The organism is Streptococcus macedonicus ACA-DC 198 (assembly GCA_000283635.1).
Taxonomy (GTDB): domain Bacteria; phylum Bacillota; class Bacilli; order Lactobacillales; family Streptococcaceae; genus Streptococcus; species Streptococcus macedonicus.
In genome coordinates this window covers 119,941-135,587 of the sequence record HE613569.1, presented here as the reverse complement: position 1 = coordinate 135,587, position 15,647 = coordinate 119,941, and the positions used below count along the sequence as shown (strand labels likewise).

Here is a 15,647-nt window from a genome sequence, read left to right as displayed (position 1 = left end):
AACTCTTAAATAAAGACATTGCTTTCAAGGTAAATGAAAACTCCTCAGGATTTGAGGAGTTTTCATTTTTAATAAGCATTTATCTAGCTTAGAAGCCACCCATCAATGATGGGTCCATGCCTGGAGCTGCTGGCGCTGGTGCAGCTGGTTTTGGATGATTAGCTACAACGGCTTCAGTTGTCAAAATAAGACTTGCAACTGATGCGGCATTTTGAAGGGCTGAACGTGTTACTTTAACAGGGTCAATGATACCTGCTTCAACCATATTTACCCATTCACCGTTTGCAGCGTTAAATCCTGTACCAACTTCTGAGTTTTTCAAGCGTTCGATAATAACTGAACCTTCGTAACCAGCGTTGAATGCAATTTGACGAACTGGTTCTTCAAGAGCACGAAGAACAATATTACGACCTGTTGCTTCATCACCGTCAAGTTCAAGTTCAGCAACTTTTGAAATGACATTGACAAGTGCTGTACCACCACCTGCAACAATACCTTCTTCAACGGCAGCGCGTGTGGCATTAAGCGCATCTTCAATACGCAATTTCATTTCTTTCAATTCTGTTTCTGTCGCTGCACCAACTTTGATAACAGCTACTCCACCAGTTAATTTAGCCAAACGTTCTTGTAATTTTTCACGGTCAAATTCTGATGTTGTTGCTTCGAGTTGTGATTTAATCACATTGACACGATTAGCGATAGCTGAAGCCTCACCAGCTCCTTCAACAATAACTGTACTATCTTTATCAACAGTTACTTTAGCAGCTTGTCCAAGAGCTGTAATGTTGGTATCTTTCAAATCAAGACCAAGGTCTTCTGTGATGACAGTACCACCAGTTAAAACAGCAATATCTTCAAGCATTGCTTTACGACGGTCACCAAATCCAGGAGCCTTAACAGCTACAACGTTGAAAGTACCACGAATTTTGTTAAGCACAAGTGTTGGAAGAGCTTCACCGTCAACATCATCAGCAATAATAAGAAGTGGACGACTAGTTTTTAGCACTTCTTCAAGAAGTGGCAAAATGTCTTGAATGTTTGAGATTTTCTTATCTGTAATCAAGATGTATGGATTTTCAAGGTCAGCAACCATTTTTTCATTGTCAGTGACCATGTATTGTGAAAGGTAACCACGGTCAAATTGCATACCTTCAACAACGTCAAGTTCTGTTTCCATACCACGTGATTCTTCGATAGTGATAACACCGTCGTTGCCAACTTTTTCCATAGCTTCTGAAATGTATTCACCAACTTTTTCAGAACGTGATGAAACCGCAGCGACTTGAGCAATCGCTTCTTTATTAGCAACTGGTTGAGCAATAGCTTTCAATTCGTCAACTGCAACAGCGACAGCTGATTCGATACCACGACGGATACCAATTGGGTTTGCACCCGCAGTAACGTTTTTAAGACCTTCACGAACGATAGCTTGTGTCAATACTGTGGCAGTTGTCGTACCGTCACCAGCGATGTCGTTTGTTTTTGAAGCAACTTCTGATACAAGTTTAGCTCCCATATTTTCAAAATGGTCTTCTAATTCGATTTCTTTGGCAATTGTCACACCATCATTTGTGATAAGTGGTGAACCAAATGATTTTTCAAGAACCACGTTACGACCTTTAGGGCCTAAGGTTACTTTGACGGTATCTGCCAAAATATCCACACCACGCATCATGCTTGCACGTGCATCTGCTGAAAATTTAATATCTTTTGCCATGATTAGTTTCCTCCGTTTTATTTATTGATAAATTTTCTAAATAAACGTTAATAGCACAATTTCTCTTATGCTAGAATAGCCAAAATATCTGCTTCATGAACGATAGTTACTGTGTTATCGTCGTCTTTAACTTCAATTCCAACACCATTTTCAATAATGACTTTATCACCTGCTGCAACACTTGGCGCTACCAGTTCACCTGTCAAGGTACGAGCACCGTCACCGACTGCTACAACAGTTGCTACTTGAGTTCTTTCTTTGCTTGCGCCAGCAAGGACAAAGCCACCAACTGTTTGCTCTTTTTCTTCTTCAACTTTCAAGACCACACGGTCACCTAATGGTTTTAACATACTTTTCCCTCCAATTATCTCTTAATTTTTGTTTGAAAATAGCAGAGCTAAATTCTTTTTTAGCACTCTAATACATCGACTGCTATTCCCTACAAGATATATTCTAACACTTAGTCAAAAATAGTCAAGAAAAAAACACTAATTTTTTAAAAAAAAAACGAGCTGAAATCGTTCTTATAGTAGAAGCAATTTTGCTCAGTTAATCTATATCACCCCAGCACTAGGGCGTCGTCATTTAGGGCTTGACCGCTATTTTTATGGAAGAGGTCCATGAGTTGAGCAACGGTGAGATTTTTCTTTTCATCACCGCGAACGTCAACCACGATTTTTCCATGATAAAGCATGATAAGACGGTTACCATACTCGATAGCGTGTTCCATATTATGGGTAATCATTAAAGTTGTTAGCTCTTGTTCTTCAACGATTTTTTTCGTTAAATGCATAACCATGTCACTTGTTTTTGGGTCAAGGGCTGCTGTGTGTTCATCTAAGAGAAGAATTTTGGGGCGCACCAAGGTTGCCATGGCAAGCGTTAGTGCTTGACGTTGCCCTCCTGATAAGAAAGCCGCATCTGTTTTCATACGATTTTCCAGTCCTAAACCAAGTTCTGTCAATGTTTCTTTGAACAATTCACGTTCTTGTTCAGTGACAGATTTTTTGAAGAAGCTGCGCTTTTTACCACGACGGTAAGCAATTGCCATATTTTCTTCAATCATTAAATTGGTTGCTGTTCCCATTCGTGGGTCTTGGAATACACGGCTAATATCTTTTGAACGTGCGGCAACAGAAGCTTTACGAATAGATTCTCCTTCCAGAAGAATGTCTCCTTTGTCAATGTCAACGACGCCTGCAATGGAATTCATAAGTGTTGATTTCCCAGCACCATTTCCTCCAATGACAGAGATGAAATTACCTTGTTCAATGTCTAAATCTAAGCCACGCAAAACGTGATTTTCGTTAACAGTTCCTTTTTCAAAGGTTTTATGAATATTTGATAATGTTAAAAGTGCCATTAATCTTCACCTCCTGGAGTTAATGTTTTTGAGGGTTTGATATGAAGTTTGTTGCGAATTTCTGGAACATAGAGAATCACAGCAAGCAGAATTGCTGACGCTAATTTGAGCATTTGTGCATCGACATTCATGGCTAGAATGATAACAAGCACCAGACGATATAAGATTGAACCAAGGACAATTGACCAGAGACGTTTGCCAAGTGGCAAGTATTTCACGATGACTTCAGCAAGGATAATAGATGCCAAACCATTAACAATCGTACCTGTTCCCATATTCATATCCGCGTAGCCATTATTTTGCGCCAAAAGTGAACCAGCAAGGGCAATCAAACCATTTGAAATCATGTAACCCAAAATCTTCATGCGGTCAACCTTGATACCATTAGCTTCACCCATAGCAATATTATCACCTGTTGCACGAAGCGCGAGACCGACTTGCGTATTTAACAGAACCACCAGCAAGATAATGACTAATGTGACAGAGATAACACCAATCAAAATCACAGCATATAGTTTCGACAAGTTAAGTGCTGACGTCATTAAGGTCACGAGTGTTTCTTGACCTGCTAACGAAACATTAGCACTACCTAGCACCAAAAGATTGATAGAATAAAGTGCCGTAAGAGTAATAATCCCTGTTAACAGAGCTGGAATTTTCATCTTGGTGTGCATGAAACCAGACACCGCACCAGCAATCATTCCTGCCACAAAACCACCAATAGTAGCAATTAATGGATTAATGCCATTGACAATCATAATCGCTGTTGAAGCTGCCCCGAGTGGGAATGAGCCTTCGGCAGAGAGGTCAGCAATATCTAAAATACGGAAAGTAATAAAGACACCAATTGCCATGATTGACCACAAAAGACCTTGTGAAATTGCCGACAAAACAATATCAAGCCAACCGTTCGTACTTGATGAATCTGACGTTTGTGTTGACGTGCTTGATGAACTTGTTTTCGTTGTGCTTGAGCTTGCTGATGTGCTTGTTTCGGTCGTATCAGAAGACGATTCTGTCGTGTCGTTCTCAATACTACTTAAATCAATTCCTAAAGTCTCAGCCATTTCATCATTGGTAACGACGTTTAGTGTCTCTGGATATTCCGCAGCAACATCACTAACATTTTCACCTTCAAGGATACGAATAGCTAATTTTGCCGTTTGACGACCAAGGGCTTCGTAATTAGCACCGTATGTAAAGAGGATACCTTGTTCCACAACATCTGCTGAACCACCGACAACTGGAATTTTTGTTTCTTTCGATAATTGTGTAATGAGCGAGATAGCACTAACAATCATATTATCCGTTGGGATAAATAAAACTTCTGTCTGGCTCATCAGGCTTTTAGCGGTATCTTGAACATCATTTGTTGATGAGATACCTTTGGTAATGACCTCGATACCTGCCTTAGCAAACACTTCTTTTGCTTCTTCAACTTGAACTTCGGAATTACGTTCATTTGTCGTGTACATGATGCCAACTTTTTTCACATTCGGCATAACTTTTTGCAATAATTCGACCTGTTTTGAAATAGGCGACATGTCACTTGTTCCTGTTGCAATGCCCCCAGGGTTCTCCATTGAATCAACTAATTTTGCTGATACTGGGTCGGTAACTGCTGTAAACAAGACTGGAACATCGGTTGATAGATTAGCCAATGTCTGTGCGGCTGGTGTTGCAATCCCTAAAACAAGGTCATTATTAGCAATCAAATTGGTTGAAATGGTTTGTAAATTTGACTGGTCACCTTGTGCATTTTCATAATCAATGACGATATTATCCCCGTCAACGTAGCCTTCTTTTTTTAATTCATCCACAAATCCCTTGCGAGCTGCTGTTAGCGATTGATGTTCAACATACTGAAGAATCCCAATATGGACAACATCGTCGCTAGTACTTTTTGATAATGAACACCCAAATAACGTGAGTACAGCTAACATCAAAGCCATAATAGCTGTCATGTTTCTTTTCATACTACTTACCTCTGCTTTTCTTACTCCCAATCTCGATGTCGAGATTGGAAAACTTTTTTCAATATTAGAACTGCTTAGTTCTACATCAGCCACAATAAATAAAACCAGCTAGGATCAAAAGTCTAACTGGTTTTCAATACATGCGTAAAAACATATCTTACTTGCCAATTAGAACTCAAAGTATCTAATCGGCTTTTCTCAACAGTAAAATGCTTTAGCTTCATAGATACAAACGGTATGACGTTTGCATCCATGATTGGCTACAAACGTCTATCTAAAGAAACTAAAGTAATAGTAATGATTTAGTTTTTCAGTCATTACAGACGCCTTTTTCAGCATATTTCCTCCTGTTAAGTTGTAAACCATGAGACATTCACATGGCTTACCGTCATTGTTTTTGATTGTTTACAGTTTACCCTTATTTTTGCTTTCTGTCAATATATTTTTAAAATTCAGAAAAAAGAGTTATAAAAAAAGTCTCTAGCAAAGAGATTATGTACTAGAAACCTTTTTATGTTGAATGTTTGAGTAAGTAATTGTAATTTTTTGTATTGTTATTTCAGAATAGTTTTTAAAAAGAGTTTACACATTTTGATTTAAAATGATTGGAGTTTTGTTTCAAAATCGTCAATAACTTTGGCAAGATTTTTTTTGCCATGATAGATACCGTGACCAAAGATTATCATGCCCAAACTTCCAAGGATCATCAAGACAAAACCGAGGATTAGCAAAATGATTTGTTTGTTAAAGAAATAAATGAGTAAAAATCCTAAACTTGTTACTGCTAGAAGTAAAGTTAACCAACGACCTAAATTTTCAAGCATGTGTTTTTGATAAGCTATTTCAGTTTCATAACCTCTGATAAGTTCTGATTTTGTCATGATATATCTCCTCTAGAAGTCTATAAATTAGTAAGACAAACCTGGATCGAAGAATCCAATGAGAACACCAACAAAGGCAATAACAACGAGTAGTAGCATGACTTTAATTGGTGAGATGTTTTTCTTAGCCATTAACCACCAGCAAAAGACGATGAAGATTGCTGTTAGCAAACCTGGATAAACGGCGTCTAATTTATCTTGAAGAACCAAGTACGGATTTTTGGCACTACCAAGTTGGAATGAAGTTTGGACAGATACCCAAGTGGCAGCAACGCCACCGACAACCATACCACCGACGATAGAAACGGCTTTACGAATGGCTTGACCTTGAGCACCAACTAGAAATTCAACGGCTTTATCACCGAGTTCATAACCTTTGAAATAGGCAAATCTCATACCCAGATAAGCTAACAAGTTCCAAACGACGATGTAGAAAACAGCACCGATTGGTGAGCCACCAGTGGAAAGACCAAGGGCAATCCCTAAAATAACTGGAATCAAAGTTCCAACAACAAGTGAGTCACCGATACCAGCCACAGGTCCCATAAGCCCTGCACGAAGTCCGTTAATGGTTTCGTCATCAACTTCTTCAGAACCATTAGCACGCGCTTCTTCAAGACCTGCTGTGATTCCGACAATGAGTGAACCAAGCTGAGGTTCTGTATTGAAGAAAGCTGTGTAAGTTTGCATTGAACGTGCTTGATCTTCTTTGTTATCATATAATTCTTCCACGATTGGAAGCATTGATGTCAAATAACCAAATGTTTGCATATGCTCTTGTGAGAAGCAAGTAAGGTTACCATAATACCAATGATGGAAAGATTTCATCAAGGTTTTCTTTGTTAATTTCTTTTGAGCCATTTTAGATATCCTCCTCATCATCGTCATCAAAATCATCAGCTGCTGTGGCTGTTGCTTTTACAGTTTTAGCCATTTCAAGTTCGTAGAATAATACGGCAAAGATTAATGAAATCACTGCACATGATACCAAATTCAAACCAAGTGAAGCTGCCAAAGTGAAGCCAACAAAGAATGGAATAAAGTCAGTCACTTTTTCAACAATTTGTTTCAAAAGAATGGCAATTCCGACACATGGTAACAAAGCCCCTACTGTAAAGAGGGTTTTCATTGGAATACCATCCATTGGAAGTGCATCTTTCATTGCTGTAACAGCAGTCGCTCCAAGTTTACACATTACCAATGTCGGGATAAATGAGAATACAAAATGTGATACCCATGGATAGAGCCAATCAACTTGATAAAGTTTTCTAAATTGACCTTTTTCTATCGCACGCCAACCAATGTGTTGCCAAATAAGGTTCATGGTTGCTGTTCCGTAGAAAAGAACCGTACCGACAGTACCAACAAGCGTACCCATTGATTTAGCCAAGTTAGCCGCATCAGCTGAATCAGCTGATAAACCTTGAGAATGGATGGCTACCATTGCCAAAGGAATACCGATATAAGAAACCGCACGCACGTCGGCTGAAACCGTACCACCAGGTGTTACAAGGGCAATGTAAACCAACTGCATAGCAACACCGCAGATGATTCCTGTTTTAACATCGCCAAGAATAAGTCCACAGACAAGACCACCGACAAGAGGACGACCAAGCGTATAGTTACCAATGGTTGTACCACCAAGCCCTGGCATTGAAGACAAACATGCAAACAACCCTAACAAAGCTGCTTGAAACCAAGAAATTGTCATAATACATCTCCTACACTAAGATACAAAGAGCGTCAGCAAGCAAAGGCAAAATAGGAGTTTTGACGAAGAGTCGCTAGACTCTAGGAGAAACTATCTTTTTGACACAGCTCGCAGCTCGTGTTCAATTAACAAGATACAAAGAGCGCAAACGAGTTTTGGCATCAAAAATGACTATGCCAACTCACTTTATTCGCTGCTAAGTAACAATAAATTAATAACCAAATTTTGATTTGAAATCTGACCAGTAACCGATTGAAACATCTGGCAATAATTGGAATTTCACTTTGTATCCAGCTTTTTCAATTGCTTCAAGGGCATCTGCTTCTTCTTGGGTGATAGATTGATTATTCCCAAGTTTGACAGCACCTGGTCGGTCATTACATGGACCAACGATAATTTCTTTTACATCACTAGGAACAAAACCTTGGTCAACCAGAATTTTTTTCATGTCAATTGGATTCTTGGTAATCAAAAAATAGCGCGTATCAGAATCCAATACTTTTTGAGATTTTTGTCCAAAAGCATCTACCGACCAAACAAAGGTTTTTTTGTCCGAAGCTCCTTTGTAAGCTTGGGTTAAAACTTTGTTTTTTGAAGCAGCATCGTTTACGGCAATCAAACCGTCACAAGGGTATTCTTTTGCCCAACGTGTTACAGTTTGCCCGTGAATCATGCGGTCATCGATACGTACAAATGATATAGTCATTGTTAATCTCCTTTTTAATTAAATGTCGTCTTCTTCATCATCTGAAGCGATTTTAAATTCTTGAAGAGCTACTTGAGCTTCTGGCAAAACAGCTTGAACAAAAGCGTCACCCTCAAGCATATCTTTCATAACTGCTGAGGTAATTGCCATTGGTAAATTCATACCCCCTAAAACAACAGCATTTTCCAATTTTCCGAGTTGGTCCAAGATATTACAAGCAGTTGTCAAAGGGCTACCGCCAATAATATCAGCAAGAACAACAACAGAATCGTCAGCTGTTAAACCTGAAATAGCTTGTCTGAAGTCTTTTTCAAAGTCATCAACTGTTTTGCCATTTTTTAGACCGATAGCGATGACCTGGTCCATCTTATCTTCAGCGAACATAGCCAAAGAAGTTTTGAGACCTTCTGCAAAACCACCATGACTCACCAGTAGTAAATACTTCATAGTTTTTTCTCTCCTTATCTGTCTATTATTCTATCAATGTATTAAGCGTTTTCACACTCTCGTTTGTCACTTTCTTTTGATGACAATTATCACCTCGAATGTGACAATTGTCATTTTGAAAGCAAACAAAAACATCTGGAGGTCAAACTCTCCAGATGTCATCAAGATTATTTCAAACTGTCTTCTATTGTCTTTTGGATTGTAAACAAATCTGTCTCGATACTGTTATTGGCAATGGATTTGGTAATCAAATAGTCTGCTTGTTCCAGTACGGTATTATACGTTTTAAACGTTGGCTGGGTAATTCCCTGACTAAGCATTGAATCCAATGTTGAAACCGTCAAAGAATCTGAACCAAAACCATCTTTTTTTAGCTTTTCTTTCGTGGCGTCGCTTTGCATCACACTTTTCAAAACAGATGCCCCTTGCGAATAATCAAAGACTGATTGTTGAATATCCTCATCGGTACAGAGTAATTGTAAAAATTCCCACGCCAAGGTACGGTGTTTGTTTTTTGAGGACATGGCATAAAGCGATGTTGCGACTTGCGTTGCATCGCCGTCCTCACTACTTGCTGGCATTGTCACACAAGACCATGAGAATCTAGAATATTTCGCAACATGATAAGGATAAGGTTTATAAGTGCGATATTCTGCCAAAGTCATTGGCAAAAAAGCAACCTTTCCTTCGTCAAAGTCTTGTGAAGTAACCTCATAATTTCCACTAAGGGCATTGAGTTGCGTAATCAAGGAAAGGGCATTTTTCACGTCATCACTGTCAAAATAAGCTTTCGTTCCCGTTGTGTTAAATAGCTTCGCACCATAGGCAGCGACAGCTTGTTGCCAAGTGTAGCCTGTACAGCCATACTGGTCAATCACCCCATCATCGTCAGTATCCTTAGTCACTTGCTTGCAAATATTGTAAAAGTCCTCTAAAGTCCACCCAGAATCTGGAATCGAAATTCCCTCTTTTTCCAAAAGGTCAATATTAATACACATCATGGTTGGATTGCTTTCAAATGGCAAAGCGTACTGCGTATCATTATAATTTCCTGCCTTATAAGAGGATTCATAAAATATCGAATCATCAAAGCTCGTACTAATATGCTCATCCAACTTAGCAAGTGCACCTGTTGATGACAAGAGGTTAAAGTCATCTTCTGGCACGATAAAGACATCTGGCTGTGTTCCTGCAACAATCTGGTCTGTTAACCAATCAGAATAATCATTCTTTGAAATACCACTCTCATAGACCACCTCGACATTTGGGTGCAATTTTTCAAAGCGCGAAATCGCAGTATCAATGACTTTATAATCATTTCCATTCGGCACATCCCAGCTACTTCCTGCATAAATGCCGATTTTTAAAATGATTTTCTGGTGTGTTTGATGATAAATAAAAGCAGCACTCCCAACGACAATTACTAGTAGCGGTAGCAATAACCATTTGTAATATTTTTTGAGTTTAGTCATGGTCATCTTCCTCAAATGATTTCAAGGTGACACCTGTCTGCACCGCCCAAATAGCAAGCTGCGTACGGTCACGCAAATTCAACTTAGAAAGGATGTTAGATAGATAATTTCTAACGGTCCCTTCCGACAGATACAGTTTGGCAGCAATTTCTTTATTGGACAATCCAAAACCAATCTGCTGTATAATGCGCCACTCCATTTTACTAATATCAGTCGTTAGCGCATCATCAACTTGGATAGCAAAGTTTGATTGCGCCATTTGTGAAAAAAGTTTAAAAACTTTTGTGGCAATATCTGGATTTAGCATGGCACGTCCGTCATTAACCGTCACCACCGCATCATGCAATTCATCCATCGAAGTTCCCTTCAGCAAATAACCACTGGCACCATATTTTAGAGCGCTATAAATAAAATCATCATCATCAAAAGTCGTTAGGATAATCACCTTCGTATTTGTGAAATGTTCTTTAACAGCTTTAGTACACAAAACACCGTCCATTTTTGGCATACGAATATCCATTAAAATCACGTCTGGTTTGCTAGTCGATAGAGCTTCCAAAACCTCTGTCCCATCACTCACCGCGCCAACAACTTCGATATCAGGATAGGCAGATAAGACAATTTTTAACGACTGTCTAATCAATTCTTGGTCGTCTGCAATTAATACTCGTATCATTCTTCTTCTCCTTTTATTTTAGGGATATGAATCGTTGTGGCAAAACCATCCTCACCTGAAAATTGGACACGACCACCAATAATGGCTAAACGTTCCGTCATTTGGGTCAACCCAAAACCGTATTGAATCGTTTTGCTCCCCACTCCATTATCTTTAATGAACAAAACGTAATCATCTTCATTTAGCATACTAATCTTAATTTCAGTTGCTCGTCCATGACGCAAAGAATTGGTCACAGATTCTTGAATGACACGGAAAATGACATCTTCTTTTGTTTTGTCAAAATCAATATTGTCCCACTGATAATTCAAATCAATCTGCAAATGCGATAATTCTTGATACTCGACAAGCATTTTTTCAATAGCGTCTTTTAAACTGTGGTTTTCCAGAGCACCTGGACGCATTTTATTCAGCGAGCGCCTAACATCAACAATCCCTTCTCGCACAACGTTGGAAACATTGGTTAATTGCTTTTTAGCGTCATTTGGGTCAAGGTCAATCAAGACAATCACCGCATCAATTCCCGCAGAAATGCCTGTCAAGGCATGACCAATAGTATCGTGAATTTCACGCGCAATACGCCTGCGTTCCCTATCCTCAGTAATTTTTTCAGACACCGCCATGTATTCTTTCAAACGCGTATTTGCCTGCGAAGCCATGAGCAATTCTTCCTCAATCTTATGGTTTTCAGTCACCGAATAAACAATGTAAGTCACTAAAGAAATAATGAAAATGATGATATTTAGCGATACCAGACAATTTTTGATGAAAAGAATCACTAAACGCGTGCTTGTAGGGAAAAATCCGATATAAACATCCAAATCGGGCGTTCTAATCAAAAGCGACAAGACGTCATAATTTGACAGCAAAAGCGCACCGAAACTAGCAACAATAAAGAGCAACCATGACTTTTTCTCACGAAACGTATAAAAATCCGTGTAAGAGAAAAAGATATCCATAAAAACAAGCAAAATTAAACCGTTATAGGAAAATTGCAGCGCTACAAAGGTAGCTAACAACAAGAGCACCTCAAAAATCGCAAACCAATCACGCGCCGTTGTCCCTTTTTTAAACTTTTGATTTCTTATATAAATAACAAGTAAAAGCCCTGCAAAAAAGAGATTTGACAACCAAAAAATTCGCTCTGGTGAACTTGGAATGACGCTAATTTCTTCTAATAAAGAACGACTCAAACCATTGTCAATAATGTACTTTGTAGCTGACAAATAAACTGAGCTATAAAATAACACCGCCAAGAAATTAATAATAATCAGGTCACGTTTTGCAAAATCAATATTTTTCAAAGCTTTCATCATTGCCACCCCGCTAAATCAAAGTCAGAAACGTTCTCACTAGTCATAAATTCAACTGGAATGACAATTTCCTTATCTACTGATTTGTTGTGATATAGAGAGTAACCCGCCTGAATCGCTCGTTTACCGATTGTTAACGGCGATTGAGCTACTGTTGCTTGAATTGAACTCGTCGTTGCCAATAAATTTTTCATATCTGGCGAACCATCTACACCATAGATTTTAATCGATGTTGTCACATTTGAATTTTCAATTGCAGCCAAAGCTCCGATAGCCACTTGGTCATTAATCGCCATCACCGTGTCAAATTCGACCCCTGAAGCGATGACCGATTCCACTTGCGGCATCGCTATTTCGGTTTGCCCTAGGCAATCCTTGCGGTCAACCACTTGATAGGCATCATTTCCTTCAATCGTATCTAAAAATCCATTGATACGATCTACTGCTGATACTGCATTTTGATGTTCCAATAACAAAATTTTGGCACTTGACTGCGTCTGCATTAAATTTTGAGCGCATAAAACACCAGCTTGATAATTATCCGATACAATCGTCGTATCTACTGAAGAATCATCTGATAGTTGACTATCGACAACAACAATTTTTATCCCAGCTCTTTTCGCTTTCTTCAAAGCTTTTATTAATTTTTGACTGTTTGCATCAACAGGATTGATGATAATGATATTAACACCCTTTTCAATAAACGATTCAACCTGTTGCGTTTGTTTATCAATGTCCAAAACAGGGTCTCTAGTGTACAAAATATCATTATTTTCCTCAACAATTTTTTCAACCTCGTTGTTTAATACCTTGTAAAAATCATTGTTCATGGTCATGTAGGTCGCACCAATCTTAACCTGATTTTCATTTGAAGGAACCATTTTATAGTTCCAATAAACTCCCATAATGGCAAGAACCCAAATAAAAGCGATTACCAAAACACCGACATATTTCCTTTTTTTCATCTCATACCTTTTCAATAAAACCAAGAGACCACTGATAGCTATATTCGCCTTAATTATAACACGTTTAAATTGTACAGACAATTCAGTCAGAAATAGCCCCTCATTCTATCTAACGAATTTTAAAAACACCCGCAGGTGTTTTTTATACTCCATTTATTCGAAACTACTTATGCCAAGTTTTTCTAGAACTAAGGCAATTCCATCATGATTGTGACTGGCTGTTACGTGTCCAACACGCTCCTTAACTTCCTGCGGAGCATTTGCCATGACATATGCCTCACCTGCAACTTCCAGCATGTCTAGGTCGTTAAAATTATCACCAAATGCTAAGGTTTCAGACGTATCAACACCATAATGGTCGGCTAATAGGCTAACTGCGCGTCCTTTTTGAATGCCGTTTGCCATCACTTCTATGTAATACGGCAACGAACGTGCAATCGACAAGCCAGGATAGAGTTCTTTTAACTTTTCTTCCAAGGTAACCATTTTCTCTGGCTCTCCCATCAAAAGCAGTTTATGAACTTCAGACAAATGCCCAATTGTCTCCAAATCCGCCTCCTGAGAAACCAGTCCAACAACTTCTTCCTCACGAGAAATCCATTTATTCATTCGATTTTGCGACAACCACTTTTCGCCACTGTAGACATTCCAAGCAACCTCTGAAACTTCTTTTTCTAAATACTGGCAAATGGCTTGCGCTGCTTGGGGGCTCATAGGGCAACTATCAATCACTTGACCATTTTCATCTTGAATAAAAGCACCATTATAGGAAATCATGGGTACATCAGGTAAAAAATCTGTCAAAATTGGCTTAATCGCCTCTGGCATACGCGCCGAAACTGGAACAAATAAAATACCTGCATCAACAGCATGACGAAGGGCTTGGCGTGTCCTAGGCGTCACTTTCAAGGCATCATTAATAAGAGTGCCGTCAATATCACTAAAAATTATTTTTACCATTGTCCTTTTCCTCCTATTTTCTCCCAGTATAGCACTTTTTGAAAAGGGTTTCAAAAACTATTTCCTGATAATAACAAAAAAGCCCAAGTCAAAAACTGACTCGAGCTTGGGTTAGTTAAAAAATTAGTTACTGTTTTTGAACAACAATCTCCCATGAAGCTTGACCAACTTGTTCAAAACGCGTAACAGGGTAGCTATTCTCTGCTGCCCAATTTGGAATACTCTCCGTTGCTTGTGTACAATCAAACTTAATAAGAAGTTCATCACCAATAGATAATTCTTTCATCTTGTTTTTAGCATCAATCAATGGAAAAGGACACACTAATCCACCCGTTTCAAGTTCTACCACAGCCATAACTACTCTCCTTTCAAATATTTATTTGGCTTAACAAATATAAAATAAGATGCAGTCCATACTCCAAGAATAGTTAAAGGCAAAGCAATCCAACCTTTGCTAGAGATGACTGCTGTCGCTGTTAAACCATTTCCAATCGTACATCCCCCTGCCCAAGAAGCACCTATTCCCATAAGAATACCACCAACAGTGCTCTTCCTAATAGTTTTTATATCAGGAAGACGCCATCGGAATTCTCCAGCACCTCGAGCAGCAATATAAGATCCTAGGAATATTCCCAAAATAAGAAAGACTCCCCAATTAAGTAAATTAATATCACCAGTCGCAACATAACTAATAAGATTAGCAGAAGGTGTTGTAATACCCAAACCACCTGTACGTCCAGTAAACTCACTTGCTGGCCATGCTATAAGAGCAATCAAACCAATGACGAATCCAACCCAAAACTTATGATATTGCTTTTCAAAAAGCAAATGTCGAATTCCTTTATATTTGGGAGCAAGAGTAGCAACAATCTTTTTAGGTTTATTCAATTCTCTGATTACTAAAAGTATTGTTATAATGACTAAAAGTAAAACAAAATACCACACCGAAATACCTAATTGCCCTGCTAAATTATCGTTAGCTACCCAGTATTTTGAAATTGCTTGATTTAAAAATTGTAAAGCACCGTACTTCATACTTGCTGCACTTAACATATAGAAAAATAAGGCCACCCAACTACCTATTAATCCTTCAGCTGCACGATACCAAGTTCCTGTAGCACAACCACCTGCTAACACAATACCAATCCCAAACAAATAAGATCCTATAATCGCCCCCAGCACTGAGTAATCCTCATAAGGAGAGGAAACAATTCCCAACTTAATTAGACTAAGAACACCAACGCTTTCTACCGTGATTGCTATTAAAAACGCGTAGAATAAAGTATTATTTTTGGCAATATACATATCTCTAAAGCCACCTGTCATACAGAACCGTGTACGTTGCAAGACAAATCCAAAGGCAATACCTACAAGACCACCTGAAATTATTTTTAAAAGCATTTATTATCTCCGAATTAATGATACGATTAGATTAACATGTTTCAATGTAATTGCCTAAT

The 15,647-nt window shown here is 38.6% G+C and carries 16 protein-coding genes; all 16 read right to left on the bottom strand.

Going from position 1 to position 15,647, the window contains the following annotated elements; genetic code table 11:
• Positions 1 to 88 precede the first annotated feature (88 nt).
• Positions 89 to 1,717 carry a chaperonin GroEL gene (gene groL, locus SMA_RS00895; protein ID WP_014293802.1) on the bottom strand — a complete coding sequence of 543 codons (1,629 nt, stop codon included), beginning with the start codon at positions 1,715 to 1,717 and terminating at the stop codon, positions 89 to 91.
• A gap of 65 nt (positions 1,718 to 1,782) precedes the next feature.
• Positions 1,783 to 2,067 (bottom strand): co-chaperone GroES, encoded by a 285-nt coding sequence (gene groES, locus SMA_RS00890; protein WP_014293801.1) that lies wholly within the window; start codon positions 2,065 to 2,067, stop codon positions 1,783 to 1,785.
• A 209-nt stretch (positions 2,068 to 2,276) separates the two neighbouring features.
• The gene (locus SMA_RS00885; RefSeq protein ID WP_014293800.1) at positions 2,277 to 3,080 is read right to left on the bottom strand and encodes an ABC transporter ATP-binding protein; all 804 of its coding nucleotides are present in this window, start codon (positions 3,078 to 3,080) and stop codon (positions 2,277 to 2,279) included.
• Entirely contained in the window at positions 3,080 to 5,056 is a 1,977-nt protein-coding gene (locus tag SMA_RS00880) for an ABC transporter substrate binding protein (RefSeq protein WP_014293799.1), read from the bottom strand. Before SMA_RS00880 ends, SMA_RS00885 begins: the two co-directional genes overlap by 1 nt.
• A gap of 596 nt (positions 5,057 to 5,652) precedes the next feature.
• On the bottom strand, positions 5,653 to 5,937 hold the full coding sequence (locus SMA_RS00875; protein ID WP_014293798.1) for a PTS fructose transporter subunit IA: 285 nt from the start codon (positions 5,935 to 5,937) through the stop codon (positions 5,653 to 5,655).
• Between the two features lie 27 nt (positions 5,938 to 5,964).
• Positions 5,965 to 6,798: a PTS system mannose/fructose/sorbose family transporter subunit IID gene (locus tag SMA_RS00870; protein ID WP_014293797.1), complete on the bottom strand. Its 834-nt coding sequence runs from the start codon at positions 6,796 to 6,798 to the stop codon at positions 5,965 to 5,967.
• A 1-nt stretch (position 6,799) separates the two neighbouring features.
• Positions 6,800 to 7,648, bottom strand: a complete 849-nt coding sequence (locus tag SMA_RS00865; protein ID WP_014293796.1) for a PTS mannose/fructose/sorbose/N-acetylgalactosamine transporter subunit IIC — start codon at positions 7,646 to 7,648, stop codon at positions 6,800 to 6,802.
• Between the two features lie 211 nt (positions 7,649 to 7,859).
• Complete coding sequence (locus SMA_RS00860; protein WP_014293795.1) at positions 7,860 to 8,354, bottom strand: PTS sugar transporter subunit IIB; 495 nt, start codon at positions 8,352 to 8,354, stop codon at positions 7,860 to 7,862.
• A gap of 18 nt (positions 8,355 to 8,372) precedes the next feature.
• The gene (locus SMA_RS00855; RefSeq protein ID WP_014293794.1) at positions 8,373 to 8,801 is read right to left on the bottom strand and encodes a PTS sugar transporter subunit IIA; all 429 of its coding nucleotides are present in this window, start codon (positions 8,799 to 8,801) and stop codon (positions 8,373 to 8,375) included.
• A 167-nt stretch (positions 8,802 to 8,968) separates the two neighbouring features.
• Positions 8,969 to 10,273 (bottom strand): ABC transporter substrate-binding protein, encoded by a 1,305-nt coding sequence (locus SMA_RS00850; protein WP_014293793.1) that lies wholly within the window; start codon positions 10,271 to 10,273, stop codon positions 8,969 to 8,971.
• Positions 10,266 to 10,949: a response regulator transcription factor gene (locus SMA_RS00845; protein ID WP_014293792.1), complete on the bottom strand. Its 684-nt coding sequence runs from the start codon at positions 10,947 to 10,949 to the stop codon at positions 10,266 to 10,268. The genes SMA_RS00850 and SMA_RS00845 overlap by 8 nt, the downstream gene beginning before the upstream one ends.
• Entirely contained in the window at positions 10,946 to 12,271 is a 1,326-nt protein-coding gene (locus SMA_RS00840) for a sensor histidine kinase (protein ID WP_448169449.1), read from the bottom strand. The genes SMA_RS00845 and SMA_RS00840 overlap by 4 nt, the downstream gene beginning before the upstream one ends.
• A complete protein-coding gene (locus tag SMA_RS00835) occupies positions 12,262 to 13,227 on the bottom strand; it encodes a sugar ABC transporter substrate-binding protein (protein ID WP_014293790.1) in 966 nt (321 codons plus the stop codon). Before SMA_RS00835 ends, SMA_RS00840 begins: the two co-directional genes overlap by 10 nt.
• Positions 13,228 to 13,380: 153 nt before the next feature.
• Positions 13,381 to 14,187, bottom strand: a complete 807-nt coding sequence (locus tag SMA_RS00830; protein WP_014293789.1) for a Cof-type HAD-IIB family hydrolase — start codon at positions 14,185 to 14,187, stop codon at positions 13,381 to 13,383.
• A 127-nt stretch (positions 14,188 to 14,314) separates the two neighbouring features.
• Positions 14,315 to 14,542, bottom strand: a complete 228-nt coding sequence (locus tag SMA_RS00825; RefSeq protein WP_014293788.1) for a sulfurtransferase TusA family protein — start codon at positions 14,540 to 14,542, stop codon at positions 14,315 to 14,317.
• Positions 14,543 to 14,544: 2 nt separating this feature from the next.
• The gene (locus SMA_RS00820; protein ID WP_014293787.1) at positions 14,545 to 15,588 is read right to left on the bottom strand and encodes a YeeE/YedE family protein; all 1,044 of its coding nucleotides are present in this window, start codon (positions 15,586 to 15,588) and stop codon (positions 14,545 to 14,547) included.
• Between the last annotated feature and the right edge of the window lie 59 nt (positions 15,589 to 15,647).

What these genes read in the sequence shown, in the direction of transcription:
- groL (WP_014293802.1), bottom strand. Translation starts at nt 1,717, where the DNA reads ATGGCAAAAGATATTAAATTTTCAGCAGATGCACGTGCAAGCATGATG.
- groES (WP_014293801.1), bottom strand. Translation starts at nt 2,067, where the DNA reads ATGTTAAAACCATTAGGTGACCGTGTGGTCTTGAAAGTTGAAGAAGAA.
- SMA_RS00885 (WP_014293800.1), bottom strand. Translation starts at nt 3,080, where the DNA reads ATGGCACTTTTAACATTATCAAATATTCATAAAACCTTTGAAAAAGGA.
- SMA_RS00880 (WP_014293799.1), bottom strand. Translation starts at nt 5,056, where the DNA reads ATGAAAAGAAACATGACAGCTATTATGGCTTTGATGTTAGCTGTACTC.
- SMA_RS00875 (WP_014293798.1), bottom strand. Translation starts at nt 5,937, where the DNA reads ATGACAAAATCAGAACTTATCAGAGGTTATGAAACTGAAATAGCTTAT.
- SMA_RS00870 (WP_014293797.1), bottom strand. Translation starts at nt 6,798, where the DNA reads ATGGCTCAAAAGAAATTAACAAAGAAAACCTTGATGAAATCTTTCCAT.
- SMA_RS00865 (WP_014293796.1), bottom strand. Translation starts at nt 7,648, where the DNA reads ATGACAATTTCTTGGTTTCAAGCAGCTTTGTTAGGGTTGTTTGCATGT.
- SMA_RS00860 (WP_014293795.1), bottom strand. Translation starts at nt 8,354, where the DNA reads ATGACTATATCATTTGTACGTATCGATGACCGCATGATTCACGGGCAA.
- SMA_RS00855 (WP_014293794.1), bottom strand. Translation starts at nt 8,801, where the DNA reads ATGAAGTATTTACTACTGGTGAGTCATGGTGGTTTTGCAGAAGGTCTC.
- SMA_RS00850 (WP_014293793.1), bottom strand. Translation starts at nt 10,273, where the DNA reads ATGACTAAACTCAAAAAATATTACAAATGGTTATTGCTACCGCTACTA.
- SMA_RS00845 (WP_014293792.1), bottom strand. Translation starts at nt 10,949, where the DNA reads ATGATACGAGTATTAATTGCAGACGACCAAGAATTGATTAGACAGTCG.
- SMA_RS00835 (WP_014293790.1), bottom strand. Translation starts at nt 13,227, where the DNA reads ATGAAAAAAAGGAAATATGTCGGTGTTTTGGTAATCGCTTTTATTTGG.
- SMA_RS00830 (WP_014293789.1), bottom strand. Translation starts at nt 14,187, where the DNA reads ATGGTAAAAATAATTTTTAGTGATATTGACGGCACTCTTATTAATGAT.
- SMA_RS00825 (WP_014293788.1), bottom strand. Translation starts at nt 14,542, where the DNA reads ATGGCTGTGGTAGAACTTGAAACGGGTGGATTAGTGTGTCCTTTTCCA.
- SMA_RS00820 (WP_014293787.1), bottom strand. Translation starts at nt 15,588, where the DNA reads ATGCTTTTAAAAATAATTTCAGGTGGTCTTGTAGGTATTGCCTTTGGA.